Here is a 25107-nt window from a genome sequence, read left to right as displayed (position 1 = left end):
GGATGGCCATTACAGCTCGCGGGCCCAGGGGTGAGCCTTGGGGCGCAGCGCCAGCGCCAGACCCAGCAGCAGCACGGTCAGGCCATAGAGGGGCCAGCTGCCAAAGCGCAGGTAGGGGGTCTCGCCGTGGGCGGGACGAACCTCGCTGCGCAGCACGCCCGCTTCAAACTGCGGGATCTGGCCGATAATGCTGCCGTCGATGTCGGTAACGATAGTGATACCGGTGTTGGTGTCGCGCAGCAGCGGGCGAGCCAGCTCCAGCGCGCGCATCCGGGCGATCTCCATATGTTGCCAGGGGCCGATGCTGGTGCCGAACCAGGCGTCGTTGGAGACGGTCAGCAGGAAGTCGGTATCGGCATTGACGTTGCGGCGTACCTCCTCCGGGAAGATGATCTCGTAGCAGATGGCGGCGGCAAACTTGAGCCCCTTGGCGATCAGGTTTGGCTGTACTTCGTCACCCCGGCTGAAAGAGGACATCGGTAGGTTGAAGAAGGGGGCGATGGGGCGCAGCAGATCTTCAAATGGCACGAACTCGCCGATGGGCAGCAAGTGGTATTTGTTGTAGCGGTTGGAGTGGTTGTAGAAGTAGGACTCCTTGCCATCCGCATCCTGCACCCCCATGCCGAGCACGGTATTGTAGAAGCGCTGTTGCTGCTCGTCGTAGTGAATGATCCCAGCCAGCAGGCCGGTATCGTTCACCTTCATCGCCTTGTCCAGATTCTCCAGATAGGGGCCCATCGCCTTCTCGATGGCCGGGATCGCCGACTCCGGCCAGACGATGATGTCGGCATCCTGATTCTCGCGGCTCAAGTCCTGATAGGTGCGCACCGTGGGGGCCAGCGCCTCCGGATCCCACTTGAGGGACTGGGCGATATTGCCCTGCACCAGTGCCACCTTGACCGGCTCACCACGGGTAACCCAGTTGAGCTGCATCAGACCGTGAGCACCTGCCACCAGCAGGGCAGGCACCGCCAGCCAGAGCGGGGAGCGGGATTTCCACACCAGCCAGATAGCGGAGGCGGACAGCAACAGGGCGAGGGTGATGCCCTGCACCCCGAGAATGGGGGCAAATCCCTTGAGCGGGCCGTCGATCTGGCTGTAACCAAACCAGAGCCAGGGGAAACCGGTCATCACCCAGCCACGTAGCCAGTCAGCCACTAACCACAGAGCCGGGAAGGCGAGCAGCCAGCGGCTCCAGTGACGGCCGCCAAAGAAGCGGGCGAAGGCCCAGCAGGCGAGCGTCGGGTAGAGGGCCAGATAGGCGGAGAGCCCGGCCAGCAGGACGAAGGCGACCGGCAGCGGGATGCCGCCAAACTCGGTCATGCTGACATGGATCCACCACAGCCCCGGTAAAAAGAGTCCCATGGCGTAGCCAAAACCGCGCCAGGCGGCCTGTTTCGGCGTGGCTTTGTCCAGCAGGGCGTAGAGGCCAAGCAGGGAGGGGATCACCAGCGGCCAGTAGCCGAAGGGGGAGAAGGCCAGCACGGCGATGGCACCAGAGGCCAATGCACTGAGGCTTAACAGAATTTTGGAAGTAACAGGGGATAATCTCACGGGCGATGGTGCTCGTCTTGGTGTGCAACTGGGGTCGAATGGCCGGTATCTTAACCTGTAAGCAGGGCAACGGCGAGCCTCGATGCCGGTGGCAGAGAGCACAACGCCCCGAGGTCGGGGCGTTGTTTCACACATCGAGCGGATCTGCCTATTGTGGCTCGGATTGCGCCGCCGCGTGGTGCTCGGGGATCTTCACCTGCAGCTGCTGCAGACGGCGCCGGTCGGCATGCATCACCTTGAACAGGTAGCCGTCCAGCTCGATCTCCTCGCCCTTCTTTGGCAGGTGGCTGAAGGCGTGCATCACCAGACCGCCCACCGTATCCACCTCTTCATCGCTGAATTTGGTGCCGAAGAAGTCGTTGAAATCCTCGATCTCGGTCAGGGCGCTGATGGAGAAGACCCGCTTGCTGAGGCGGCGGATCTCGTCCGGCTCATCCTCGATGTCGTCAAACTCGTCGTCGATCTCGCCAACGATCAGTTCCAGTATGTCTTCGATGGTCACCAGACCGGAGACGCCACCAAATTCGTCGACCACGATGGCCATGTGGTAGCGCTCTTCACGGAACTCCTTGAGCAGACGGTCAACCCGTTTGCTTTCCGGCACGATCACCGTGGGGCGCAAGATTTTCTCGAGCTGCAGCGGCTCGCTGGCGTGATGGCCGCCAAACCCGAAGGGGAGCAGATCCTTGGCGAGCAGAATGCCTTCCACATGATCCTTGTCCTCGTTGATCACCGGGAAGCGGGAGTGGCCGGACTCGATGATCACCGGCAGGATCGCATCCACCGGTTGGGACTTCTCGATGGTTACCATCTGGGAGCGAGGGATCATGATATCGCGCACGCGAAGATCGGCGATCTCCAGCACCCCCTCGATCATGTCCTTGGTGTCCTGATCGATGAGGTCGCGCTCTTCGGCATCGGCTATCACGTCTACCAAATCATTGCGGTCTTTTGGCTCGCCCTGGAAGAGTTGGCTGAGTTTGTCGAGCCAGGTTTTCTTCGGCGAGCCGGTACTAGGGTGATCGTCGGTCATTTTCTCTCTTGGTTACTCGTATGAACACACTTGAAATAGTTCGGGTTATATAAGGATGGCCATCTGCTGTTTCAAGACGATGACCATCCGGTTCTTTACTCTTCGTCGTTCAGATAAGGATCGGCAAAACCGAGCTCCTGCATGATGTCGCGCTCAAGCGCTTCCATCTCTTCGGCTTCCTCATCCTCGATATGGTCATAACCTAGCAGATGCAGACTGCCGTGCACAACCATGTGGGCCCAGTGGGCCATGAGGGGCTTGCCCTGCTCCTTGGCCTCGCGCTCTACCACCTGACGGCAGATCACCAGATCGCCGAGCAGCGGCAGCTCCAGACCGGGTGGCGCCTCGAACGGGAAGGAGAGCACGTTGGTGGGCTTGTTCTTGCCGCGATAGGTGAGGTTGAGTTCGTTGCTCTCCGCCTCGTCGACGATGCGCACCGTCACTTCTGCCTCCTGCTGGAAGCCGAGAATGGTGCCGTCGAGCCAGCCTTGCAGCTGGGCTTCGGTGGGCAGGCCGTCGGTGCTGGCACTGGCCAGCTGCAGATCCAGGGTTACGCTCATTGCTCACTCTCTTTGCCGGAATGGGGTGCTGCTTTTTCGGCTGCCTGTTTGGCGTCGAATGCCTCGTAAGCCTGCACGATACGGGCCACCACCGGGTGGCGCACCACGTCTTTGGACTCGAAGAAGTTGAATGACAGACCATCGACCCCTGGCAGCACTTCCAGCGCGTGGCGCAGGCCGGATTTGGCGTTGCGCGGCAGGTCTACCTGGGTGATGTCACCGGTGACCACTGCCTTGGAGTTGAAGCCGATGCGGGTGAGGAACATCTTCATCTGCTCGGTGGTGGTGTTCTGGGCCTCATCGAGAATGATAAAGGCGTCATTGAGGGTTCTTCCGCGCATATAGGCGAGCGGCGCCACCTCGATGATGTTGCGCTCCATCAGCTTCTCGACCCGCTCAAAGCCCAGCATCTCGAACAGGGCGTCGTAGAGGGGGCGCAGGTAAGGATCCACCTTCTGGGAGAGATCGCCGGGCAGGAAGCCCAGCTTCTCCCCCGCTTCCACCGCCGGACGGGTCAGCAGAATGCGGCGAATTTCCTGACGCTCCAGCGCATCCACGGCTGCCGCGACCGCCAGATAGGTCTTGCCGGTACCGGCCGGGCCTATGCCGAAGCAGATATCGTGGCGCACGATATTGGCAATGTACTGGGCCTGATTTGGGCTGCGTGGCTTGATGAGACCGCGCTTGGTCTTGACCGTCACCTCCTTGCCATAGGGGATGCTCGGCGCAGGTTCGTCATCCTGCTCCAGCACCCGCGACTCCTGAATGGCCAGATGGACCATGTCGGGAGTGATGTCAGTCACCTTGCCACCCTTGAGGGGCTGGGTTTCCACATAGAGGTGTTTGAGGATGACGGCGGCGGCATCCAGCTGGGCCGGTTTGCCCACCAGCTGGAAGTGGCTGTCACGGTAGCTGATCTCGACGCCGAGGCGGCGCTCCAGCTGCTTGATGTTGTCATCGAAGGGGCCGCACAGGCTGGCAAGGCGCTGGTTGTCGGCGGGCTCCAGATGCAGATTCAGGGTCGAGATGTGTCGGCTCAAAATATCCTCGTCTCAAGGCGCCCCCCATCCGCCGGGCGAATGGGGAGGAGGGGATTAATGGGGTGTGAAGGCGGCAACGCCCAGCTCGTCCGGTACGTTATCCGGGCGACGGGCCAGGATTTCGCTCGGTGCGGTGGCGATCCGCAGGTTCATCTCGCTCTCGCCGCGGATGAACTTGCCGCGCAGGGAGTTGGGACGCACCTCGGTGATCTCCACGTCGGCAAAACCGCCGATCAGGGTGTGCTGGCCTTCGAAGTTGACCACCCGGTTGTTCTCGGTGCGACCACACAGCTGCATCGGGTCGAGCTTGGAGGGCCCTTCCACCAGGATGCGCTGGGTGGTGCCCAGCATGGCACGGCCAATCTGCATCGCCTGGTTGTTGATGACGTGCTGCAGGCGGGCCAGACGGGCTTTCTTCACTTCCATGTCGACATCGTCGGGCATGTCGGCGGCCGGGGTGCCCGGGCGCGGACTGAAGATGAAGCTGAAGCTCATGTCGAAACCCACATCCTCGATCAGCTTCATGGTCGCTTCAAAGTCTTCGTCCGTCTCGTTCGGGAAGCCAACGATGAAGTCGGAGCTGATGGTGATGTCGGGACGGGCGGCACGCAGGCGACGGATCTTGGATTTGTACTCCAGGATGGTGTGCGGGCGCTTCATCATGGTCAGAATACGGTCGGAGCCGCTCTGCACCGGCAGGTGCAGGAAGCTGACCACTTCCGGGGTGTCTTTGTAGACTTCGATGATGTCGTCGGTGAACTCGATCGGGTGGCTGGTGGTGTAGCGAATGCGATCGATACCGTCGATGGCGGCCACCAGACGCAGCAGCTCGGCGAAGGTGCAGATGCCGCCATCAAAGGTCGGACCGCGGTAGGCATTGACGTTCTGGCCGAGCAGGTTCACTTCGCGCACGCCCTGCTGAGCGAGCTGGGCGATTTCGTAGAGCACGTCGTCCAGCGGTCGGCTCACCTCTTCACCGCGGGTGTAGGGCACCACGCAGTAAGTACAGTATTTGGAGCAGCCTTCCATGATGGAGACGAACGCGGTAGCCCCTTCGGCGCGAGGTTCGGGCAGGCTGTCGAATTTTTCGATCTCGGGAAAGGCGATATCAACCTGGGCACCACGGCCCTCTTGCACTTCCTTGATCATGGCGGGCAGGCGATGCAGGGTCTGCGGGCCGAACACGATATCCACATAGGGAGCGCGTTGGCGAATCGCATCGCCCTCCTGAGAGGCAACGCAGCCACCCACGCCGATCACCAGACCGGGCTTGTTGGCCTTGAGCTTTTTCCAGCGTCCCAGCTGGTGGAACACCTTCTCCTGCGCCTTTTCGCGGATGGAGCAGGTATTCAGCAGCAAGACATCTGCCTCTTCGGGCTCTTCGGTAAGGGTGTAGCCATTGCTGGCATCCAACAGGTCGGCCATTTTGGACGAGTCATACTCGTTCATCTGGCAACCCCAGGTTTTAATGTGAAGTTTCTTGCTCATTGCTTCTCTTGACTTGTTTTGAAATCGGCATGGTCAAAGGACCGCGCATTTTACTCCGCAATCTGGATACTGCCTAGCTAATATCCAGCTGGCAATGGTGCTCACCCGATACCTGTTGCCAGCAAGCTCAATAAGCTTTCTCCTTGATTTGACGCAGCAATTCCCCGTTTGTCTCACTGTTTATCAGTCGCCCTTGCGCTATCATGCAGCCATCCGGTTCACGTCCGGGCGCTGTCGCCGGACGCACCCTTTCAGGAATAAATGTATGGAACAGTGTGATATCGCCATCGTCGGCGCCGGCATGGTGGGCGCCGCCACCGCCTGTCTGCTGGCGGCTCAGGGTCTCTCGGTGCGGGTCATCGAGACCCAACTGCCGGAGCATTACGCGCCGGAGCAGCCGCTGGATCTGCGGGTCTCCGCCATCAGTCAGGCCTCGGTGGCGCTGCTGGAGCAGGCCGGTGCCTGGCACCATCTGCAGCAGATGCGGCTCTGCCCCTACCGCCGGCTGGAGACCTGGGAGCTGGACGGTTTTGCCACCCGCTTCAATGCCGCCGATCTCGGTCTGCCCCAGCTCGGCTACATCATCGAAAACCGGCTGGTGCAGCTCGCCCTGCTCAAACGGATGGAGGATTTCCCCACCATCCAGACCCACACCCCGGCGGCGGTGACCAGCCTGCGCCAGAGTGCAGATGACGCTGTGCTGACTCTGGACGACGGCACCGAGCTGGCGGCCCGCTGGGTGCTGGCTTGCGACGGCGCCGAATCCCACACCCGCAAGCTGGCGGGTATCGGCGTATCGCGCTTCGAGTACCGCCAGCACTGCATGCTGATCAATATCGACACCGACTTTGCGCAGGAAGATATCACCTGGCAACAGTTCACCCCGAGCGGCCCGCGCGCCTTCCTGCCGCTGCTCGGTCAGCACGGCTCTCTGGTGTGGTATGACAGCCCGGCCCGGATCCGGGCGCTGGCAGCCATGAGCAACGAAGGGCTTGCCGCCGAGGTGCGTCGCCACTTCCCAAGCCGGCTCGGCGGATTTACCGTCACCGGCAAGGGGAGCTTCCCGCTGGTGCGCCGCCACGCCAACGACTACCACGCCGGTCGGGTGGTGCTGCTTGGCGATGCCGCCCACACCATCAACCCGCTGGCGGGGCAGGGGGTCAACCTTGGCTTCAAGGATGTGGCCTGCTGGGCTGATCTGCTGCAAGGAGCTGGCGCCGACTGGCATCAGCTGGCGTTGGCCGAGCGTTACGAGCGACGCCGTCGCCCCGACAACCTGCTGATGCAGTCGGGGATGGATCTCTTCTACGGGGTGTTCAGCAACGAGATTGGCCCCCTCAAGCTGGCCCGCAATCTGGCCCTCAATCTGGCTGACAAGGCGGGCCCCCTGAAGGAGATGGCCCTGCGCTACGCACTTGGGCTGGTATGACAGGTAGAAACCAGGTAACACGGGCTGAATGCGCGAAGGAGCAAAGGTGATGAACAAGGCACTGCTGGTGATCGATTTTATCAACGACATCGCCCACCCCGACGGGCGCATTGCCGCCTCCGCAGCCCATGTGCTGGAGCAGGATGCTGTTGCGCATGCCAATCAGGCGCTGGCCCATGCCCGCGCCAACGGCTGGCTGGTAGTGCTGATCAAGGTGGGCTTTGACGGCGGCTATCAGCTGCAACCCAAGGGGTCTCCCATGTTTGGTCGTGCTCACCAGTTTGGAGCGCTGTCGCTTAGCGACCCGGGCACCGATTTTCACCCGGATCTGGATGTGCAGCCCGGTGATCTGGTGTTGGCCAAGCCCAGGGTCAGCCCCTTCTATGGCACGGCGCTGGAGCCTGCGCTGCGGGCCAATCACATCGACCACCTCTATCTGTGTGGGGTGAGCACTAGCTGGGCCATTCAGGCGGCAACGCGGGATGGTCACGATCGCGACTACGCCATCACCATTCTGGAGGATGCCTGCGCCGCCGCAGATGCCACCGAGCATCACACCTCGCTGCGGATGCTGGGTCGCATCGCCGAGATCATCAAGGTGTCCCAGCTGGCTTGATCCTTAACGCAGGCTGCGCCCGATCACCGTTTTGAGATTGACTCTGCGGCTCCCTGTCGGGCCGCTGCGCTTTTGGGCAACATGATTGTCGGGCAATATAGTGCTCACATGGATAACAACAAGGATGGACAGATGCGTTATCAGGGACGGATCGCGAGCTGGAACGAGGCGCGCGGCTTTGGATTTATTACGCCGGAGCAAAATGGCGCCGAGCAGACAATCAATGGATCACGCAGTGCAGGGCTGTTTGTGCATGTTACGGCGCTGCAATCAGATGGCCGGGTGCCAGAGCCGGGGGAGCGTGTCACCTATCTGATCGGCAGTGGCCAGGATGGCAAACCGAGGGCGTTACAGGTCTTTTTCCCCGATCGCCCGCTCACGTTGGCGGATGCCGTGCCGTCGGCCGCAACATCAGCCACAAGGTCAGCCACATCATCAGCTGCGCCATCGTTTCGGGTGGCAAGTCAGCCGCCACGACCCACCTCGACCAGAGAGCGAATTAACCCCTATCGACGTCGCAAGAGCAGCTGGAGTGGCAAACTGATCCCCCTGCTGGTGCTCGTCGGCCTCTTTTCCATCTATTCTCGTTTCTCGGCCGAGTCGATGGCGCCATTGCCGGTCTCCTCTTTCAATCAGAAGGAGGTCAGCACGCCACAGGGAACGACTTTTATTCGCCAGTGTGATGGTCGGCAGCATTGCTTCCAGATGACCTCCTGCGAGGAGGCAACCTGGTTTTTGCAACATTGCCCGAACACCAAAATGGACGGAGAGGGCGATGGCATCCCCTGCGAAAATCAGTGGTGTGGGCATTAAATGTGACTTATCAGATACATATGCTCATGATGTGCTCTTGTTATCCGGAACAGGGAAACTGGCCTGAAACCTTGCCGGATGATGTGCGATGGTGAAATTTGGTCTCAGTTGGCTAAGTGGGAACGGGGTGCTGTACTCTATCTGCTGACTTAATTGTTAATAGATGGCGGTATGCCACTTTTGCCACAGGATGGCCACCATGGCGGATGATATACAGACGCGGCAGAGTCACTTCGCCGAGCGAGCCCATCATCTGGCTGCGCTGCTGGATTCGCTGGAAGACCAGATATCGGTGATAGATCGGGATGGCGTGATCCATTACACCAATCTCGCCTGGGATCTGTTTGCCGAGCAAAACGGCATGCCCAAGGGATATAACTGGATTGGGGTCAATTACATGGGGGCTTGTGACGCTGAATCCGAGCCCTCTGGATTGGCTGCCGTGGAGGGGATCCTCCGGGTCATCCGTCATCAGCAGGAGAAGTTCTATCTGGAATACCCCTGCCACAGCCCCGACACCCAGCGCTGGTTTATGATGCGAGTAGCGCCGGTACCCGGGCTTGACGCCGAGTATTTTTCCATCGCCCATATCAATATCACCGAGCGCAAGCTGCTGGAGCTGGAAGTTGCCAGCCTCTCCCAACATGATCCCCTGACCGGACTGGCCAATCGGCGGCTATTCAACAGCTTTTTGCATAACGAGTGGCGGCGCAGCATGCGTGAACATACCCCGCTCTCCCTCATCATGCTGGATCTGGATAACTTCAAGGCGTGCAATGACCATCTTGGTCATCAGATGGGGGATGGATCCCTCCAGCTGGTGGGCCATCTTCTGCAATCTTTCTGCCAGCGTCCGGCGGATCTTCCCTGCCGTTTTGGTGGTGACGAGTTTGCCCTGATCCTCGGCAATACCGATCGAGATGCGGCCCAGCGGATTGGAGAGGAGATCCGCCAGGCCATCAACGATCTCGACATCGTGGTGGCAAATAATATTCAACTTAGCGCCAGCATTGGCATTGCTACCTACACGGCAGAGCAACTGCTGGAGGGGGAAGGTGCGTTGCTGGCCGCGGCCGATGCGGCGCTTTATTGCGCCAAGGGGGCGGGTAAAAACCGTAGTCACTGCGCCAGCTGTTGAGCCGCATTGCCGCTTTTGTCCTGCATGCGCCCCCTTGATGGGGGCGCACTGTTTTTTGGTTGATCACGGTGCTAGCCACCAGCGAGTGCTGGTTTCAGCGTTCGGGCGTGGCTGATACCGGCAGGGGATGGCTGGCGATCACCTGCCTGACGAAGTGATCCCGGATGGGGTCGGCAAAGTCCGGATTCCATACCATGCTGACTTCCCACTCGGAGCTGGGACCAGAGAGAGGATAGAGGGTGACATCGGGCCCTGCGATAAAGCTGACGCTGCGTGGCAGGATGGCGTTGCCGATGCCCGCCGCGACCAGCGCCACCAGCGTCTGGATATCTTCGGCCTCCTGGACCATGCCGGTCAGCCGATTGGCGCCGAGAAAACCGGCGATCTGCTGGCTGAGCCCGGGGCAGCGGTGGCCCACCATCTGCAACAGGGGTTGACTGGTCAGTGCCTGCTGGACGTCGAATGCGGCCGGGTCTGGCTCGGTCATCCGTGTCGGCACCGCCAGCACCAGCCGGTCGATCAGCAGTCTGTGCTCCTGCAACTGGGGCATCTGAGGTCTGCGCATAAAGCCAAGCTGCAACTGGCCGGAGAGCAACTGCTCTTGCTGGATGGCGGAGGGCATATCCTGCAGATGGACCATCACGTCCGTGACCTGCTGCTTGAAGCGGGCCACCAGCGCAGGGGCCAGCGCGAAACTCGACAGGCCAAACCCAATCTTGAGCCGACCGGCCACGCCACTCGCCACTGCCAGCGCATGGCTTTCGAACTCCCGACCGTGTTTGACCAGTGCGCTTGCCTGAGTGAGCAGCTGGGCGCCGAGCGCCGTCAGCTCGGCACCATGGCGGCCCCGCTTGAACAGGGTGCAGCCCAGCGCCTGCTCCAGCCCCTGGATCTGCTTGGTGAGGGCAGGTTGGGTGATAAAGAGGCGGCTGGCCGCTTCCCGGTAGTTGGCGGTGTCGGCCAGCGTCACAAACGCCTGCAGTTGCCTCAAGTCGAATTTCATTCCAATTGGTTATCCAAAGTGGTGATTTATTGATTATAAATTATCTAATCGCCTTGTTCTAATGGCGTGGCAAGGGGGGAATCGCCCTCCTCTGAACCGGAACAAGGAGCCATATTATGTCTACCCAACGCTATCTCTTTTTGATCAAGGGCACGCTGGTGCTGGCCCAGCCATTGGTGGCCCCGGAGACGGGGGAGCTGCTCGTCAGCCTGCTGCAACAGGGTTTTGTGGTCGGCCCCTTGCAGGTGTGGGCTGGCAGTGCCGAGCAGGCGCTCGCTTGTTATGAGCGTGCCGCCCAGCAGCAGGCCTTTGCCGATGCGCTCTCTGGCTCTCTGCCCGAGCTGGCCGGGGTGTCTGTATGAGAGCCTGTATGAATGCCTGTATGAGTGCTGGCATGAACACGATCACCCTGTCGGTATCCGCCCTGCTGCTCGATATGGATGGCACCCTGGTCTGCTCTACCGGCGATGTGGAGAAGGTGTGGCGGCTCTGGTGTCAGCATCATCAGCTTGCCCCAGAGCCGGTACTGGCTATGTGCCACGGTATGCGCTCACGTGAGGTGATCCGGGCGCTGGCCCCGCAGCTGGATGTAGAGCGGGAAGCGGCGCGGCTTGACGAGCTGGAGATGCTGCATACCGGCGGTGACGCCATCGCAGGGGCTGGTGAGTTGCTGCGCCGCTTGCCGCCAGAGCTTTGGGCCATCGTGACCTCCGCCAGTGAACAGGTTTCCCGTCACCGCCTGAGTTGTGCCGGTTTGCCGTTGCCCCATGTACTGGTGGGGGCCGAAGCTGTGATCAATGGCAAACCCGATCCCGAGCCCTATCTGCTGGGGGCTGAACGGCTTGGCGTCTCGCCTGATTGCTGTCTGGTATTTGAGGATGCCCCGGCCGGTATCGAGAGCGCCCTGCGTGCAGGTTGCACTGTGGTGCAGGTGGGGGGGGATGCGCCGTTCAATCCGGCGGTGGTGGCGGTGATCCGCGACTGGCGCGAGGTGAAGGTGGAGATTGGAGAGACATCCCTGCTGGTGACGCTGCCCGCCTAAGCTGCGGAGATAATGCGTTACGACCTAAAATTGCGGTATGAGCCATTGCCATCAACACTGTATGCCGCAATAAAAACGCCCCCGAGATGCGGGGGCGTTTTGCTTTCTCAACGGTTATTTGAAAACGCGAAAACGGGTAGCGTCGTCGATAAAGGTTTTGTCACCGGCCGGTTGCTTGATGCTGCCAAAGGGCATTTGGGCGCGCAGCAGCCAGCTGGCGGGCAGGTTCCACTCCTTGCGTACCGCCTCGTCGATCAGCGGGTTGTAGTGCTGCAGGGAGGCACCGACTTTCTCCTGCGCCAGCGTCGTCCAGACCGCAAACTGGGCGATGCCGGTGGCATGTTCCGACCAGATGGGGAAGTTGTCGGCATAGAGGGCAAATTTTTGCTGCAGATCCTTGATGACGTCGGTGTCTTCGAAGAACAGCACGGTACCGAAGCCAGCGCGGAAGCTGCCATCTACCTTGGCCTCACTCTGGGCGTAGGCTTCCGGCGGCACAATCTTTTTCAGCTCGGCTTTGACGATATCCCACAGCTTGTGGTGCTGGGCGCCAAACAGGATGACGGCACGGGAGCTCTGGGAGTTGAAGGAGGAGGGGCTGTGCCTGATGGCATCCTGGATCAGGGTCGTCAGCTGCTCCGGTGTATGGGACACCTGGTCGCCCAGGGCATAGATGGTACGACGTGCTTTGATCTGTTCGATAAACGGACTGCTCATAACATCTCCTTGTTCTGCTTGGCGTTGCAGCCGGTGATGGACGGTGTGTCCAGCGCCTGCCGAATCAGGTATAGACTATAACACCCGCAATGCAGAGCGGGGTTAACCTGGGGTAACTAGCGTTTTTCCTGTCAGTTGATATTCGTTTGCGAACCTTGACGTTTCGTTAATGTTGGAAATGTCATTTAAGGGGCGCGAAAGTGATATTAATCAATGATTCACTCTCCTTTCTCTCCCACAATTCCCGTATGTTTTCTTGGTTCGGATGTGATGTGAGCCGTTCGTATCTCAATAAACGCTACTATGTGCTGGTCCCCCTCTCTGCATTGATTGGTTTGATGATCCTGATAGTGACGATCATCATGGCTATTGCCAGCTATCTGAGGGATATCGACATGACGGTATCCGGTTTCGGCCACATGGCATCCTCCGTTGAAGCGTCCCTGATCCACGAGATGGTGAAGGTCAATGAGCGGCAACTGGCGGTGCTGGAGGCCTCGCTCGACAAGGAGAAGATCGCTCGCGGCGGGCTGGCCGACTCCCCCATCTGGGCCATTGCGCACAAGATCAAACCAGGCAACCACTACATCTACTTTTACAACCTGAACGCGGATCGTATCGACAGCTACCCGGACTGGCTACCGCCCCCCGGTTATCAGGCGGCGCTGCGACCCTGGTATCAGGTGACCACCATGCCGGGCGACGAGCTCGTCTGGTTTGGCCCCTACCCTGAATACAATACCAATGAACTGATACTCAGCCTGATCAAACGGGTGCGGGACGATCAGGGGCAACTGCTGGGGCTGCTGATGGTCGACATGTCGTTCGACTCGCTGCAGCAGGCGCTACAGCGGACGGTTGGTGGCAATCAGGCTGCACTTTATCTTACCTTGCGCGACAGCGGCCAGCTGGTGGTGGGCAGCAATATGGATCTTCTGGCAGATCACCCCATCGAGCAGCATCAGGGCCAGCAGTGGCTCGGTCTGGATGTGTTGTGTCATGGTACTTTCCTTAAGCGCGAGCTGGCGGACATTGGCTGGGATCTGAATATCTATCTGCCGCCCGTGCTGTTTCGCAACAGCCTCTATGAGGCGCTGCAGATGGTGGTTTTGCCATTGATCTCCCTGTTTGCCATCTGGTGTTGCACACTGAGTCTGCTGGTGCGGATCTTCCGCCAGGAGCAGGCGCTGGTGTCGGGCTCACTGACCGGTATCGTGCGCAATCTGGAGAGTTCTCCCCCCATAACCAAGGCCAATACCTGGTTTGTGCGACGCAGCCTGAACGAGATCGATCAGGTCAGGGCCAGCTTCCTCAAGGGACAGGATGCGCTGTTGCGGGACCCTCTGACCGGTATCATGAACCGGCGAGCCTTCGAGCAGCACAAGAGCGCGCTGGAGCTGAGGGGGGAGCGCTTCTGGCTGCTGCTGTTTGATATTGATCACTTCAAAGGACTCAATGACAGTCGGGGTCATGCCTTCGGCGATCAGGTGCTTTGCCGGGTGGCAAATTGCCTTGCTGATGTGCTGGGGGTGAGCACGGTTTACCGGATTGGTGGCGATGAGTTTGCCGCTCTGCTGCAACAGCCACAGGATGAGCTGGCGGAGAAGCTCAATTGTCTGCTGGACGTGGTGCGACATCAACAGTGGCGTGAGCACAAGGGACAGGTCACCTTGAGTATCGGCGGCGCCTGCCATTCACCCGTTGCCGACCCCATCTTCGAGCGTGCTGATGCAGCCCTTTATCGTAGCAAGGAGGCTGGCCGGGACTGCTGGCATCTGGCGGATGAGGCTGCTGACTGACAGCTTTTGTCCCAGCGCGGCGGGTCTGTGCCGGGACACGACAACCAAATTGTGGGGCGCCCAGCCGTAATAGTTTGGCGTTTTGGTGATTTTAATCTTTAAATTCAATTGCTTGATCTTACTCTTCCATTTTGGGTGGTGGCCGTGCGGCCATTGACTGTCGCATCCCTCATTTCTGCTGGCTGGCGAACCCCGTGGCGCTTTGTATAGTGCCGCTGAATATTAATCAGGTTTGACAGGAGTACCCATGGAGATGAATTCACGTGCTCTTCGCGCACTGGCACTGCTGGGCGCCTTGCTGGCTGGCAGCACGACCGTGCACGCCTCCGAGACCCTCAATACCATTTTGGGTGGCGGTGCAGGCGGGGTGGCGGGCACCATGATCGGCAAGGAGCTGGGGGGTGATACCGGTGCGCTGGTGGGGGCTGCGTTGGGCGGTGCTGCCGGTGGGGCTGCGACGGCCAACAAGGGCAACAAGAATGAAGCGGCCCTTGGCGGCGCTGTGGGGGCGCTGGGCGGTGCCGCTATCGGCAAGAGTGTTGGTGGCGATACCGGCCAGCTGATCGGCGCCGGGGTTGGCGGGGCGAGCGGTTCGGCCATCGGTGCCAAGACCGGCGATGGCCACAAGAGCCAGGATCGCTATTACGATGATGACGACGATCATCACCATCACAAGCACCACAAAAAGTACAAAAAGCACAAGAAGCACAGATGGCACGACGACGATTGATGTGCGCGCAGTGAGTGCGAAAGATGCAAAACGGGGCCTGTTGGCCCCGTTTTGCATGGTGTGGTCACTCGATTTTGCGGTTACTCGCTCGTGCGGTTACACCAGCCGGTGCTGGCGGCGACCGGCGGCAAAGGCGTTGATGTTGTCGATCAGCTGATCGGCGAGACGCTGCATCGACTCCTCGCTGGCCCAGGCCACATGAGGGGTCAGAATGAAGTGGGGGTATTGCAGCGCCTTCATCAAGGGATGGTCGGGGGGCGGGGGTTCGACGCTCGCCACATCGAAACCGGCGCCACCGAGGCGGCCGTTGGCCAACGCTTGCAGCAGCGCCTCCTCATCCACCAGTCCGCCACGGCCGACGTTGATCAGCAGGGCGCCCGGTTTCATCAGATCCAGCTCCCGCTCGCCAATGAGGTTGCGGGTGTAGGGGGTGAGCGGGCAGTGCAGGCTGATCACATCCGAACTTTGCAGCAACTCGTCGAGGGGGAGGCGATCCTCGTCGTGGCTGGTGCCGACCTGGCTCTGGGCGTAACGCACTGTCATCCCCATCCCCTTGGCCCGCTCGCCGAGCGCCTGACCGAGCGTTCCTTTGCCGATGATGCCAAGCTGCTTGCCGTGCAGATCCATGATGTTGTGGTCGAAAAAGCAGAACTGGCCGCTCTGTTGCCAGCGCCCCTCCAGCAGCGACTGGCGCCAGCAGAAGAGGTTGCGCGACAGGGCCAGCATCAGCGCCATGGCGTGCTCCGGCACCGAGGGGCCCGAGTAGTTGCGGATATTGCACACCCCGACGTTGGCGGCGCGGCACGCTTCCAGATCCACGTTGTCACTGCCGGTGGCGGCCAGGGCGATGAGTTTGAGCTCCGGCAGCTGGGCCAGTTCGGCGGCGCCGATCCGTACTTTGTTGATGATGGCGATACTGGCATCTTTCAGCCGCTCGACCACCTGTTCCGGGGCTGTGCTGGGATAGCTCTGCCAGTGGTGGGGGAAGTCGGGGTGATGCAGGGTGATGCCCGCATCCAGGGTATCGCTGTCGAGAAACACAATCTGCTGCATGGGCCTTCCTGCCATTGTTCAGGTTCGAGAGGCCATGATGCCAAAGAGGATGCAGTCAGGGCCAGCCTGCCGCTGTGTCATGGCGGGGCTTTCTCCGGCAGATGTGATGTTGCGCGTGCTTTGTGGCCCGAGGTCAGAGCCAGCCCAGATGGTTGAGCCACCCCTGAATGCGGGTAGGGGTTTCGCCCAGCTCCATCAGGGCGTAGGGGCGATAGTTGAGCTTGTTGCTGCGCCGGCTCTCGCTTTTGCGGGCCTCGGCGGCCAGCAGTGGCCAGCGACCGCCATCCTCCTGATAGAGATCCAGTGTGGGGATGGCCGCCTGAGCCACCTGTTTGGCCAGGGTCTGATTGCTCTGCTGATTGGGGAAGAAGCCATCGAGCAGCACCAGTGCATCGGGGGCGGGTAACTGTTCGCTGGCGATAAGGTTGGCAGTCCAGGCGGCGCCTGTGCCTTGCGCCAGGATCAGCTTGAAACCCCCCTCCTGCAGCTTGGCGTCCGCCAGCTTGCTGATCCGCTCGGCAAACTGTTTGCGAAATGTATCGCTGTTTTTCGCTTTTTTCTCGGCGGCTGGGTCCAGTTCGGTCTGCTGGGGGGAGGGGAGCAGCAGCAGGGTATCAAAGCCCAGTCGGCCGAGGGCGCGAGTCAGTTGCCAGAGTTGGCCGCTGCGCTGCCAGTCGGGCAGTAAAATGGCGAGCCCCAGATAGTTTTCACTGTCGTGTTTGGCGAACAGCACCGTCTGCTTGTCGATCTGGGTGGCATCGGGTAGCCCTTTCCAGTCGCTCGCTTGCCAATGGTCGAGGGGTATTGGCTCGGCAACGGGGGGCGCGACCTCGCTCGCCTCTGCCCCATAGCCAGCCAGCAAGGTCAATAACAGCAGTGATAAGGATAATCTGGCCATAGTGTGCTCCCCCGGTTATCTGGGTTAGCGGCGGCGGCGGGATTTTCTGAAGGCGGGCGGAGTGATGGCAACCCGGAGGCAATAAAAAAGCGAGCCGTTGGCTCGCTTTTTTGTAATCAATTCAAAGCGGTCAATTAGTTGACGCGACGCTTGAATTCACCGGTGCGGGTATCGATTTCGATCTTGTCACCGATCTCTACGAAAGCGGCAACAGCCAGCTCGTAGGTAGTGCCTTTCAGACGGGCAGGCTTGGTCACTTTACCGGAGGTGTCGCCACGGGCTGCCGGTTCGGTGTACTCAACTTCGCGCACGATGGTGGTCGGCAGTTCTACGGAGATGGCTTTCTCGTTGTAGAAAGTCACTTCACACAGATCTTCCATGCCGTCTACCAGGTAGTTCAGCACGTCACCCAGGTTGTCTTTCTCTACGTCGTACTGGTTGTACTCGGTGTCCATAAAGACATACAGGGGGTCGGAGAAGTAGGAGTAGGTACACTCTTTACGCTCCAGCTGAACAACGTCCAGCTTGTCGTCGGCCTTGAAGACGGTCTCGGTAGCGCTGCCGTTCAGCAGGCCCTTCAGCTTCATTTTGACCACGGCGGAGTTACGGCCGGATTTGTTGAATTCAGCCTTCTGAACCACCATCGGCTCGGTGCCGATCATGACTACGTTACCAGCGCGGATTTCCTGTGCGGTTTTCATGTAAAAAATTCCTGTTCGTGAAACGGACGGATAAAAACTGCCAGATTATATACGGCTTTCTAAAAATTTCACCAACCGTGTGACGAGATCCCCATACCGGAGCAACTTCTGTGACCAGCTTCGCCCATGTTGCTGCCAAATGGTGCCATATCGGGGCCATTGGGCCCAAAGTTCGCCGCAATCTTCGCCACGGTTGAGAGCCAGATTAAAGCGGCGCAGCCATTGAGCACATTCGGCGGGCAGATCGGCAAGATAGTGGTCAAGGAACTGCTCCAGCTTGACCAGATGAGCCTCCTCCTCCTGTTGGTAGATGTGCCAGAGGAAAGGACGAGCCGCCCACTGGGCCCGCACGAAGGAGTCCTCCCCACGCACCAGATTGAGATCGCAGCTCCACAGCAGCCGATCGTAACCGGCCTGATCGGTCATCGGCAGCAGCTTGATGGTGAGGTTGCCCGCGTGGAGCAGATCCCCCGCTTGGGCGGTGGTGATGGCATCTGCCAGACCGGCACCGGTGAGCACATCGTTGAGAGAGCGCCCCAGCGGCAGCAGCAGGGTGACGGGCGTGGCGCTCTGGCACAAGCTCTCGACCAGACTCTTCAGCGCATCGCTCTCGTAGGTAAAGAGGCTGACCCGCAGCTCGTTCTCTTGTTTTGGCGGCAAATCGAGACTGGCCCAGTAGGCTGCCAGTCCCGCATCATCTTGCTGCCACTGCTCCCGTTCGGCGATGAGGTCGCGTTCGCACAAAAGGCCGCCGGTTTTAGCGGTAAAGCCTGGGAAGAAGAAGTATTTGTTGAGGCTTTTATTGCCAACACGCTGGGGCGAGGCGAGGCCGTGGCAATCCTCGACCCAGCTCTCTGCCGAGAGGTACTCCAGATTGATCCAGCATGGGGGGCTGGGTTGGCTCGCCATCAGCTCTATGAAGAGGTCGGGCAGCTCGCAGGCAAAGGCTTCGATCACCACCCTGGCCGGTGTCATGTCGCTCGGCAGGGTCTCATGCCAGTGCTGGATATAGATGCCATCGACCCACTGGCCATCCTGCGCCGGGTCGAGCCCCGGACAGATGCGGGCGAAACTTGCCAGATCGTCCACCCAGAGCCGCACCTGAACCTCATTGCCATGTGCCGCAATATTCCCCTCCCGTTTTAGCTGGCGGGCAAGTCGCCAGGTGACGCCGATGTCACCGAAGTTGTCGACGACGCAGCAGAAGATGTCCCAGTCAAACGGGGGCAGGGGAGTTGTCATGGCTCGTGATCCCAGATGCAAAAAAACCGGTGCGCAGGGTAGCACACCGGTTGACTGGCTTCTAACCGTCAGCGCGTGACGGCGGTCTGTGGCAGGTTACTCCTTGCCGTAGATGTTGTTCTCTTGTTCGCGTACCCGGATAAAGGTGGTGCGCTTGGTGAGTTCTTTCAGCTGGCTGGCACCGACGTAGGTACAGGTGGAGCGCACGCCGCCCAGAATGTCGCGCACGGCGTTCTCGACCGGACCGCGGTAGGGCAGCAGTACGGTTTTACCCTCGGAGGCGCGGTATTCGGCGACGCCACCGGCGTGCTTGTCCATGGCGCTGGAGGAGCTCATGCCGTAGAACTTCATGAAAGGCTCACCGTCTACATCGACGATCTCGCCACCGCACTCCTCGTGGGCTGCCAGCATGCCGCCCAGCATCACGAAGTCGGCGCCGCCGCCGAAGGCTTTGGCGACGTCGCCCGGGCAGGTGCAGCCGCCGTCACCGACGATCTGGCCGCCGAGGCCGTGGGCCGCATCGGCACACTCGATGATGGCGGAGAGTTGCGGATAACCGACACCGGTCTTGACGCGAGTGGTGCAGACCGAGCCAGGGCCGATGCCGACCTTGACGATGTCGGCGCCGGAGAGGATCAGCTCTTCGACCATCTCGCCGGTCACCACGTTGCCCGCCAGAATGACGTGGTTGGGGCAGGCTTCACGAATCTTGCGCACGAACTCGACGAAGTGTTCGGAGTAGCCGTTGGCCACATCGACACAGATGAAGCGCAGCGCTTCGGACATGGCGAGGATCTGGCGGGTCTTGGCGAAATCTTCAGCCGAGGTGCCGGTGGAGACCATCACATGGCCCAGCAGCGCCGGGTCGGTCTCGTTGACGAAAGCTTGCCACTGCTCAAGGCTGTAGTGCTTGTGTACCGCGGTCATCATCTCGAAACCGGCCAGCGTGCGCGCCATGGCGAAGCTGCCGACGGTATCCATGTTGGCGGCGATAACGGGTACGCCTTGCCATTGGGTCTGAGTGTGTTTGAAGGTGAACTGACGGGTCAGGCTTACTTGGGAACGGCTCTTGAGAGTAGAGCGCTTGGGGCGGAACAGGACATCCTTGAAACCGAGCTTCAAGTCTTCTTCGATACGCATTACAAATTCCTTATTGAGCCTTGTTGAAAGTCACTTTTGCAGTGGCAAATTTTCGGCAGGCGCAAAAAAACCGGTGGTTTTCAGGCCCTCCGGTTTACAACAGTGTAGGCAAAAATCCCTTCAGAACAAGACTGATAATTTGTAAATCCTTGTGGTAGCCTTTGGCGTCACAACCTGAGGTTAACCACCAGTTTCATCCAGCACCGTTCGGTGCCTTGCTCTCCTTCGATATTCCCGCCCGCTTGGGCCGCCGTTCGGCCACTCTTTGTCGTCTCTCTCCTGACCCGCCAGATATTATCCAAGTAGCTGAAATAAATCGGATTGACCCACAATGGGACTGTGGTAGATCTGGGCGCAGGATTGACAAGGCAGGGCACTAAAATGGGCAAGATGATGGTGGGGATCACCCTGATGCTGGCACTGTGTGGCAGTGCGCTGGCTGAGACCCCGACCAGCTATGGCTGGATCGAGAAGGGGCTTATTTTGCCTACCGGCGTGGCGGTGAAGATGAAGCTCGACACCGGGGCGCTCACCTCTTCCCTCGATGCACGCTCCATTACCAGATTCAAACGGGATGGCAAGCCCTGGGTGCGCTTCATGCTGGTGGTGACCGATGCCGACAGCGGCAAACTGGTCAAGCAGCAGTTCGAACGGCGGGTCGAGCGCAGCGTGACGGTGCGCGGGGCGGGTGGTATGGCGCAGCGGCCAACGGTGACCATGTCTATCTGTCTGGGGGACAAGGTGTATGAGGAGTGGTTCACCCTGCGGGATCGCAGCAAGATGATCTATCCGGTGCTGCTGGGCCGCCGTCTGCTGGCGGAGCTGGGCCCGGTAGATGCCAGTCGAACCTTTACCGTACAGCCCGCCTGCCGTTAGGGGCAATTTCGGCGTGAATCTAAAAAACGCCGTTTCACAGCTAAATCCCCGCGCCTCTGCCAGAGGTAGCATCTCCACCATACCCTGAAGCGTGCGAGCTCGTTCGCCAGCAAGGGCTTGAGCGTGGAGTGCATCATAGTGAAACCCTATCAACAAATCGTATCTGAATGGCTATTGCTCGCGGGCGAACAGCAGGGCGTAGCCTTGAGTCTGGGCAGCGATGGCCACTGCCGTGTGCCATTCGGTCTGGATGGCGAGTGCCTGGTCGAAGTGCCCGATAACGATGATCTGCAGGCATGCTACCTCTATATCCCCTTGCTGCGTCTGCCTGACGATGCGGTAAGTCAGTTGCAGCTGACCCGCTCGGCCCTTGAGCTGAACATGTTTGGTTTGACCACGGGGGGAAGCCAGATCAGTCTGGACAGTCGCAGCAACCATCTGGTGCTGACTTTTTCCTCTCTCATCGAAATGCTCGATAAAACTCTGTTTATGCAGACCCTGGGTGAATTTCTTGATCTCGGCGTCACCTTGCAGACGCAATTGCAGGCGTTGCACGCCCGGCAGGAGACAGCTGCCATTCCCTCCCCGTTATCTGGCGTCATGATCCAGTGTTGATGGATCGTCATTGGTATTAATCAGGAGTAGAAGATGTCTATTCAAAGCATTGTACAACCCCAGCGTGCTAGCGCTGTGGCCTCTCATGAGCATGGGGAGGTGCAATCCTCATCTCGCCAGCACTCGGTTCATCATAATCTGGCTTCTCACTATACCAGCCTCGGCTTCGGCTCCCGGGTTCAGCCGGGCAAGGTCTTGAACACCTCGCTCAAGTGGTTGACCCTCAGTGCCCCGGCTCGCAAGATTGGCATCGCCATCCAGGGCGGCCATGATTCCCATGCCCAGAGTGCCAAGGGCAAAGCTCGTTACTGGACGGGCGCCATCATCAAAGGGCTGGCCAATATCACCGGTGGTGTCAGCAGCGTGGCCAGCGGTGCGGTGACGGCCGGGGTGGCCGGGGTGAAAAACCTTGGCGAGTCAGCGGCGCGTCTGGTGGCCTCCTCCTCTCTGGGGTTGGCGGGTAGCGTGATGAAGGGGGCCTCCCATCTGCCGCTCGGTATGTCAGAGCGGTTGCAACAAGGCTCACAGCAGGCCTTGAGTGCCGCCAAGGGGATCATCAAACCGGCCTTCGTGGCGAAGGCGCAGCAGGAACCACTGACTGCCGAGGGGGCGAGAGCGGTGATGGATGCGGCCCAGCTGGCGCGGGTCAGCTGCTCCAGCAGTTATCGGGAGATGCCGGCAGGCTACAGTCACGCCACGCTGGCAGATATTCCCCCTTCGATATTGGCCCGCCGTGAAGATGGTTCCGGTGGCACCGGGAGTGCCCTGACACTTCATGTCACCCCAGGCAAGAACGAGAATGACCCCTTTATCCTGACAGGTGATGCCTGGTCTGCGCTCAAGGTCGCCGTTTACAAGCGTGGCGATACCATGGTGCTCTCGTTTGTGGGCACTCAGCCTGCCAAACGCCCCGGCACCCTGAAGAGCGATGCTGGCGCGGCCCTTGGCATCAAGGACAGCGCGTTTCAAGATGCCGACCGGCTGGTGAAGGCCTTTGCCCAGCAGTATGGCGGCAAGGTCGAGGTGCTAGGCCACTCATTGGGGGGCGGTCTGGCGCAATATGCCGGCATCAAGCACGGGCTCAAGGTCACGGCGTTCAACAGCATGGGGCTGCATGTCGGATTGCGGGATCGCCTCGCTCACAAGCTGGACGATGCCAATGTCACCCACGTCAACACCAGCGGGGATCCGCTGAGCCAGAAGGTGGAACACGGTGTGTTCGGGCTGGATGCCTCTTCCCAGGTGGGCAAGCGTTATGTGATTGAACACTCTGGCGGGCATCGCATGGAGGCGGTGACGGCAGGTTTGGATGCACTGCTTGCCTGATCTGCCGGTGATGGCGCGGCGACAAGTCGCGTAGCATCAGCGTGCTAATTATCTATAAACAACGCCTCCCTCGGGAGGCGTTGTCATTTTCGGATCAGGGCAGGGAGTGGGTGTGGGTCGGTAGCCAGACGCTCACCTCCAGCCCCCCTTCCGGCCGGTTGTGGACATCGAGGTCGGCGCCGTGCAGCTGGGCGATGCGCGAAACAATGGCCATGCCGAGACCCACGCCATCCCCCTGCTGGGGATTGACCCGAAAGAAGCGTTCATACAGCCGGGGCAAGGCACTGGCGGGAATGCCGGGGCCATTGTCGCTCACATCCACCCTCACCCGGTTGCCCTCTCGCAGTACCCGCACCCTGATCTCGCCCTCCGGCTGGGTATAGCGCAGCGCATTGTCGATGAGATTGCTGAACAGCAGCTCGAGCAGGGTGGCCTGCCCCATCACCAGCAGCGGCAATTCACACTCCAGCGACAGCTGCTGATCCTTCTTGAGCGCGATGGGAGCAAGCGTTGCCAGGGTGCCTTGCAGCAGGTGACCCACCTCCAGTTCGGTCAATACCAGCCCCTGCTGGTTGTCGATGCGGGCCTGGGTCAGCAGTTGGCGGATCAGCCGATCGCTGCGATCGAGGGCCTGCAGCATCTTGTGCAGGGATTGCTGGCGGCTCACTTCATCTTCGGCCGCAAGGGCATTTTCACTGTGGATCCGCAGCACCGCCAGCGGGGTGCGCAGCTCGTGGGCCGCCTCGTTGGTGAACTGCTTCTCCCGCTCTATGGTTTCCGCCAGCGCCTGCATCAGCCGGTTGATCTCGTTAGTGAGGGGGGTCAGCTCCTGAGCGCTTATCTTGAGGCTGAGCGGGCTCAGGTTGGCGGGGTGACGTTCGCTGATGGCCTGGGCCAGCTGACGCAGGGGGGCCAGCCCGCGGGTGATGAGCCACCAGAGCAGGGCCAGCAGAAAGGGCAGGGTGATCAGCAGCGGCAGCATGGTGAGGGTGGCCATCTTGCTGGCCAGTTCGCTGCGCTCGTCGTCCCGCTCGGCCACCACCAGCCAGGTCTGCTCCTGCTGGTTGTAGAGAGTGAAGGTGCGCCACTGGTGATTATCTTTTTCGACCGTGTCGAAGCCGATAGCCAGGGTGACCAGCGGCTGCTCCGGGGCGCTGGGGGCGCGCAGCAGCAAGCCGCCCTTTTCATCGAGCAGCTGGAAGTAGAGATTGCGTTCGAACTCGTGGCCGTAGGGGGTGATCTCCCGATCTTCGCCGGTCAGGTTGAGGCCGGGGTCTTTTTGCCACTCATCGGGGTTCTGCGCCTCCCACTCCTGATAGACGGTGCCGTTGGCGGGCAACTGCCCCTGCTGGGCCATGTAGCGGGCCAGCAGCTGGTTGGTGATGCGGGCCGACTGGGCTAGGCGGGCATCAAACAGCTCCTCCATCTCGTGGCTCGCCTCCATGTAACCGATAAAGGCACTGATGGTGAGACTCAGGCTCACCAGCGTCAGGATACCGGTGAGCAGAAAGCGGCGAATGGAGCGGGGACGTTTCATCGTGCGGGTGTCCGGCTTGGCTGTTCGAGCTGGGGAATGATGTAGCCGACCCCGCGAATATTGCGGATGAGGTCGCTGTAGAACTTCTTGCGCAGATGGTGGATATGCACCTCTACCGCGTTGCTCTCGGCCCCTTCATCCCAGCCGTAGAGGCTCTGTTGCAGCTGATCCTTGCTCAGCACCCGGCCGCTCTGGCTGATGAGCTCTTGCAGTAGTTTGTATTCGTGGGGGGTGAGTTTGACCGCTTCCCCCTGATAGGTGACCTGCTGGGATTCGGGATAGATAAGGATATCGCCATACTCCAGCACCGCCTGAGCCTGCCCCTTGCTGCGGCGAACGAGGGCGCGCAGGCGGGCGTTGAGCTCCTGCAGGGCGAAGGGCTTGACCATGTAGTCGTCGGAGCCGGCATCGAGGCCGACCACCCGATCGTCCAGCGCATCGCGGGCGGTGAGGATCAGCACAGGCAGTTGGTGTCCCTCTCGCCGCAACTTGCGCAGCAGGCTGAGGCCATCGATGTCGGGCAGGTTGAGATCGAGGATCAGGGCGGCGAACTCGTCGCTCTTGAGGGCTGCCAGAGCGGGCAACCCCTGTTGCAGCCAGTCCACCGTGTAGCCGCTATGGCGCAGTGCATCCTGCATACCATCCCCTAGCATCACATCATCTTCTACCAGCAGGATCCGCATTCTTTTCTCCCTGTTTGTTGGGTGTCGTGATCTGGCTCAGCGCCAGGGCGTGCCGTGGCATAAACAACCCTGCC

25 protein-coding genes are annotated in these 25107 nt (G+C 60.2%); 11 read left to right on the top strand and 14 right to left on the bottom strand.

From position 1 onward, the window contains the following. Positions 1 to 9 precede the first annotated feature (9 nt). The 5 genes from lnt to miaB all read right to left on the bottom strand — a co-directional run bounded on the left by lnt (position 10) and on the right by miaB (position 5675). Complete coding sequence (gene lnt, locus AB5Y67_RS20370) at positions 10 to 1554, bottom strand: apolipoprotein N-acyltransferase (protein ID WP_325793548.1); 1545 nt, start codon at positions 1552 to 1554, stop codon at positions 10 to 12. A gap of 148 nt (positions 1555 to 1702) precedes the next feature. Further along, positions 1703 to 2587: a CNNM family magnesium/cobalt transport protein CorC gene (corC, locus tag AB5Y67_RS20365; protein ID WP_005354092.1), complete on the bottom strand. Its 885-nt coding sequence runs from the start codon at positions 2585 to 2587 to the stop codon at positions 1703 to 1705. A gap of 95 nt (positions 2588 to 2682) precedes the next feature. Continuing rightward, complete coding sequence (gene ybeY, locus AB5Y67_RS20360; protein ID WP_325793552.1) at positions 2683 to 3147, bottom strand: rRNA maturation RNase YbeY; 465 nt, start codon at positions 3145 to 3147, stop codon at positions 2683 to 2685. Further along, on the bottom strand, positions 3144 to 4187 hold the full coding sequence (locus tag AB5Y67_RS20355) for a PhoH family protein (RefSeq protein ID WP_201946311.1): 1044 nt from the start codon (positions 4185 to 4187) through the stop codon (positions 3144 to 3146). The genes ybeY and AB5Y67_RS20355 overlap by 4 nt, the downstream gene beginning before the upstream one ends. A gap of 54 nt (positions 4188 to 4241) precedes the next feature. Continuing rightward, complete coding sequence (gene miaB / locus AB5Y67_RS20350; RefSeq protein WP_005335132.1) at positions 4242 to 5675, bottom strand: tRNA (N6-isopentenyl adenosine(37)-C2)-methylthiotransferase MiaB; 1434 nt, start codon at positions 5673 to 5675, stop codon at positions 4242 to 4244. 265 nt (positions 5676 to 5940) lie between these two features. Between miaB and AB5Y67_RS20345 the strand changes: the two genes are divergently transcribed. The 4 genes from AB5Y67_RS20345 to AB5Y67_RS20330 all read left to right on the top strand — a co-directional run bounded on the left by AB5Y67_RS20345 (position 5941) and on the right by AB5Y67_RS20330 (position 9671). Continuing rightward, positions 5941 to 7104: an FAD-dependent oxidoreductase gene (locus AB5Y67_RS20345; RefSeq protein ID WP_325793555.1), complete on the top strand. Its 1164-nt coding sequence runs from the start codon at positions 5941 to 5943 to the stop codon at positions 7102 to 7104. 49 nt (positions 7105 to 7153) lie between these two features. Beyond that, on the top strand, positions 7154 to 7720 hold the full coding sequence (locus AB5Y67_RS20340) for an isochorismatase family cysteine hydrolase (protein ID WP_325793556.1): 567 nt from the start codon (positions 7154 to 7156) through the stop codon (positions 7718 to 7720). Positions 7721 to 7852: 132 nt separating this feature from the next. After that, positions 7853 to 8533 carry a cold shock domain-containing protein gene (locus AB5Y67_RS20335; protein ID WP_123172508.1) on the top strand — a complete coding sequence of 227 codons (681 nt, stop codon included), beginning with the start codon at positions 7853 to 7855 and terminating at the stop codon, positions 8531 to 8533. A gap of 199 nt (positions 8534 to 8732) precedes the next feature. After that, positions 8733 to 9671, top strand: a complete 939-nt coding sequence (locus AB5Y67_RS20330; RefSeq protein WP_005335125.1) for a sensor domain-containing diguanylate cyclase — start codon at positions 8733 to 8735, stop codon at positions 9669 to 9671. 94 nt (positions 9672 to 9765) lie between these two features. Here AB5Y67_RS20330 and AB5Y67_RS20325 read toward each other — a convergent pair whose 3' ends face one another. Continuing rightward, on the bottom strand, positions 9766 to 10674 hold the full coding sequence (locus tag AB5Y67_RS20325; RefSeq protein WP_199416099.1) for a LysR family transcriptional regulator: 909 nt from the start codon (positions 10672 to 10674) through the stop codon (positions 9766 to 9768). Between the two features lie 116 nt (positions 10675 to 10790). Between AB5Y67_RS20325 and AB5Y67_RS20320 the strand changes: the two genes are divergently transcribed. Next, positions 10791 to 11036, top strand: a complete 246-nt coding sequence (locus tag AB5Y67_RS20320) for a hypothetical protein (protein ID WP_182963374.1) — start codon at positions 10791 to 10793, stop codon at positions 11034 to 11036. Positions 11037 to 11068: 32 nt separating this feature from the next. Then, positions 11069 to 11716, top strand: coding sequence for an HAD-IA family hydrolase (locus AB5Y67_RS20315; RefSeq protein ID WP_199416098.1), 648 nt, complete (start codon positions 11069 to 11071; stop codon positions 11714 to 11716). 114 nt (positions 11717 to 11830) lie between these two features. Here AB5Y67_RS20315 and AB5Y67_RS20310 read toward each other — a convergent pair whose 3' ends face one another. Then, positions 11831 to 12433, bottom strand: coding sequence for a nitroreductase family protein (locus AB5Y67_RS20310; protein ID WP_042082707.1), 603 nt, complete (start codon positions 12431 to 12433; stop codon positions 11831 to 11833). Positions 12434 to 12681: 248 nt separating this feature from the next. Here AB5Y67_RS20310 and AB5Y67_RS20305 point away from each other — a divergent pair, with 248 nt between their 5' ends. After that, the gene (locus AB5Y67_RS20305; protein ID WP_162516197.1) at positions 12682 to 14232 is read left to right on the top strand and encodes a sensor domain-containing diguanylate cyclase; all 1551 of its coding nucleotides are present in this window, start codon (positions 12682 to 12684) and stop codon (positions 14230 to 14232) included. 247 nt (positions 14233 to 14479) lie between these two features. Continuing rightward, complete coding sequence (locus AB5Y67_RS20300; RefSeq protein WP_005354064.1) at positions 14480 to 14962, top strand: YMGG-like glycine zipper-containing protein; 483 nt, start codon at positions 14480 to 14482, stop codon at positions 14960 to 14962. A gap of 96 nt (positions 14963 to 15058) precedes the next feature. On the opposite strand, the gene AB5Y67_RS20295 is transcribed toward AB5Y67_RS20300, so the two are convergent. The 5 genes from AB5Y67_RS20295 to AB5Y67_RS20275 form a co-directional block, all read right to left on the bottom strand. Next, positions 15059 to 16015 carry a D-2-hydroxyacid dehydrogenase gene (locus tag AB5Y67_RS20295; RefSeq protein WP_150389512.1) on the bottom strand — a complete coding sequence of 319 codons (957 nt, stop codon included), beginning with the start codon at positions 16013 to 16015 and terminating at the stop codon, positions 15059 to 15061. Between the two features lie 133 nt (positions 16016 to 16148). Next, positions 16149 to 16913: a DUF3530 family protein gene (locus AB5Y67_RS20290; RefSeq protein WP_199427327.1), complete on the bottom strand. Its 765-nt coding sequence runs from the start codon at positions 16911 to 16913 to the stop codon at positions 16149 to 16151. 134 nt (positions 16914 to 17047) lie between these two features. After that, the gene (gene efp, locus AB5Y67_RS20285) at positions 17048 to 17614 is read right to left on the bottom strand and encodes an elongation factor P (RefSeq protein ID WP_005335100.1); all 567 of its coding nucleotides are present in this window, start codon (positions 17612 to 17614) and stop codon (positions 17048 to 17050) included. 45 nt (positions 17615 to 17659) lie between these two features. Beyond that, positions 17660 to 18856 (bottom strand): elongation factor P maturation arginine rhamnosyltransferase EarP, encoded by a 1197-nt coding sequence (earP, locus tag AB5Y67_RS20280; RefSeq protein WP_325793560.1) that lies wholly within the window; start codon positions 18854 to 18856, stop codon positions 17660 to 17662. A 96-nt stretch (positions 18857 to 18952) separates the two neighbouring features. Beyond that, on the bottom strand, positions 18953 to 19996 hold the full coding sequence (locus AB5Y67_RS20275; protein WP_199427325.1) for a GMP reductase: 1044 nt from the start codon (positions 19994 to 19996) through the stop codon (positions 18953 to 18955). A gap of 381 nt (positions 19997 to 20377) precedes the next feature. Between AB5Y67_RS20275 and AB5Y67_RS20270 the strand changes: the two genes are divergently transcribed. The 3 genes from AB5Y67_RS20270 to AB5Y67_RS20260 all read left to right on the top strand — a co-directional run bounded on the left by AB5Y67_RS20270 (position 20378) and on the right by AB5Y67_RS20260 (position 22813). After that, positions 20378 to 20872: a RimK/LysX family protein gene (locus tag AB5Y67_RS20270; protein ID WP_199427324.1), complete on the top strand. Its 495-nt coding sequence runs from the start codon at positions 20378 to 20380 to the stop codon at positions 20870 to 20872. A 138-nt stretch (positions 20873 to 21010) separates the two neighbouring features. Continuing rightward, positions 21011 to 21487 carry a CesT family type III secretion system chaperone gene (locus tag AB5Y67_RS20265; protein WP_234915133.1) on the top strand — a complete coding sequence of 159 codons (477 nt, stop codon included), beginning with the start codon at positions 21011 to 21013 and terminating at the stop codon, positions 21485 to 21487. Between the two features lie 33 nt (positions 21488 to 21520). Beyond that, positions 21521 to 22813 carry a phospholipase gene (locus AB5Y67_RS20260; protein WP_139748386.1) on the top strand — a complete coding sequence of 431 codons (1293 nt, stop codon included), beginning with the start codon at positions 21521 to 21523 and terminating at the stop codon, positions 22811 to 22813. Between the two features lie 94 nt (positions 22814 to 22907). Here the strand turns inward: AB5Y67_RS20260 and AB5Y67_RS20255 are convergent, their stop codons facing one another. Both AB5Y67_RS20255 and AB5Y67_RS20250 read right to left on the bottom strand, forming a co-directional pair. Beyond that, on the bottom strand, positions 22908 to 24350 hold the full coding sequence (locus AB5Y67_RS20255) for an ATP-binding protein (RefSeq protein ID WP_325793561.1): 1443 nt from the start codon (positions 24348 to 24350) through the stop codon (positions 22908 to 22910). After that, positions 24347 to 25033, bottom strand: a complete 687-nt coding sequence (locus AB5Y67_RS20250) for a response regulator (RefSeq protein WP_005335091.1) — start codon at positions 25031 to 25033, stop codon at positions 24347 to 24349. The genes AB5Y67_RS20255 and AB5Y67_RS20250 overlap by 4 nt, the downstream gene beginning before the upstream one ends. Positions 25034 to 25107 lie beyond the last annotated feature (74 nt).

It is taken from the genome of Aeromonas sp. s12, assembly GCF_040907925.1.
Lineage (GTDB): Bacteria > Pseudomonadota > Gammaproteobacteria > Enterobacterales > Aeromonadaceae > Aeromonas > Aeromonas veronii.
Note: the sequence above shows the minus strand (reverse complement) of the source record. Positions and strands in the feature narration are given on the sequence as shown.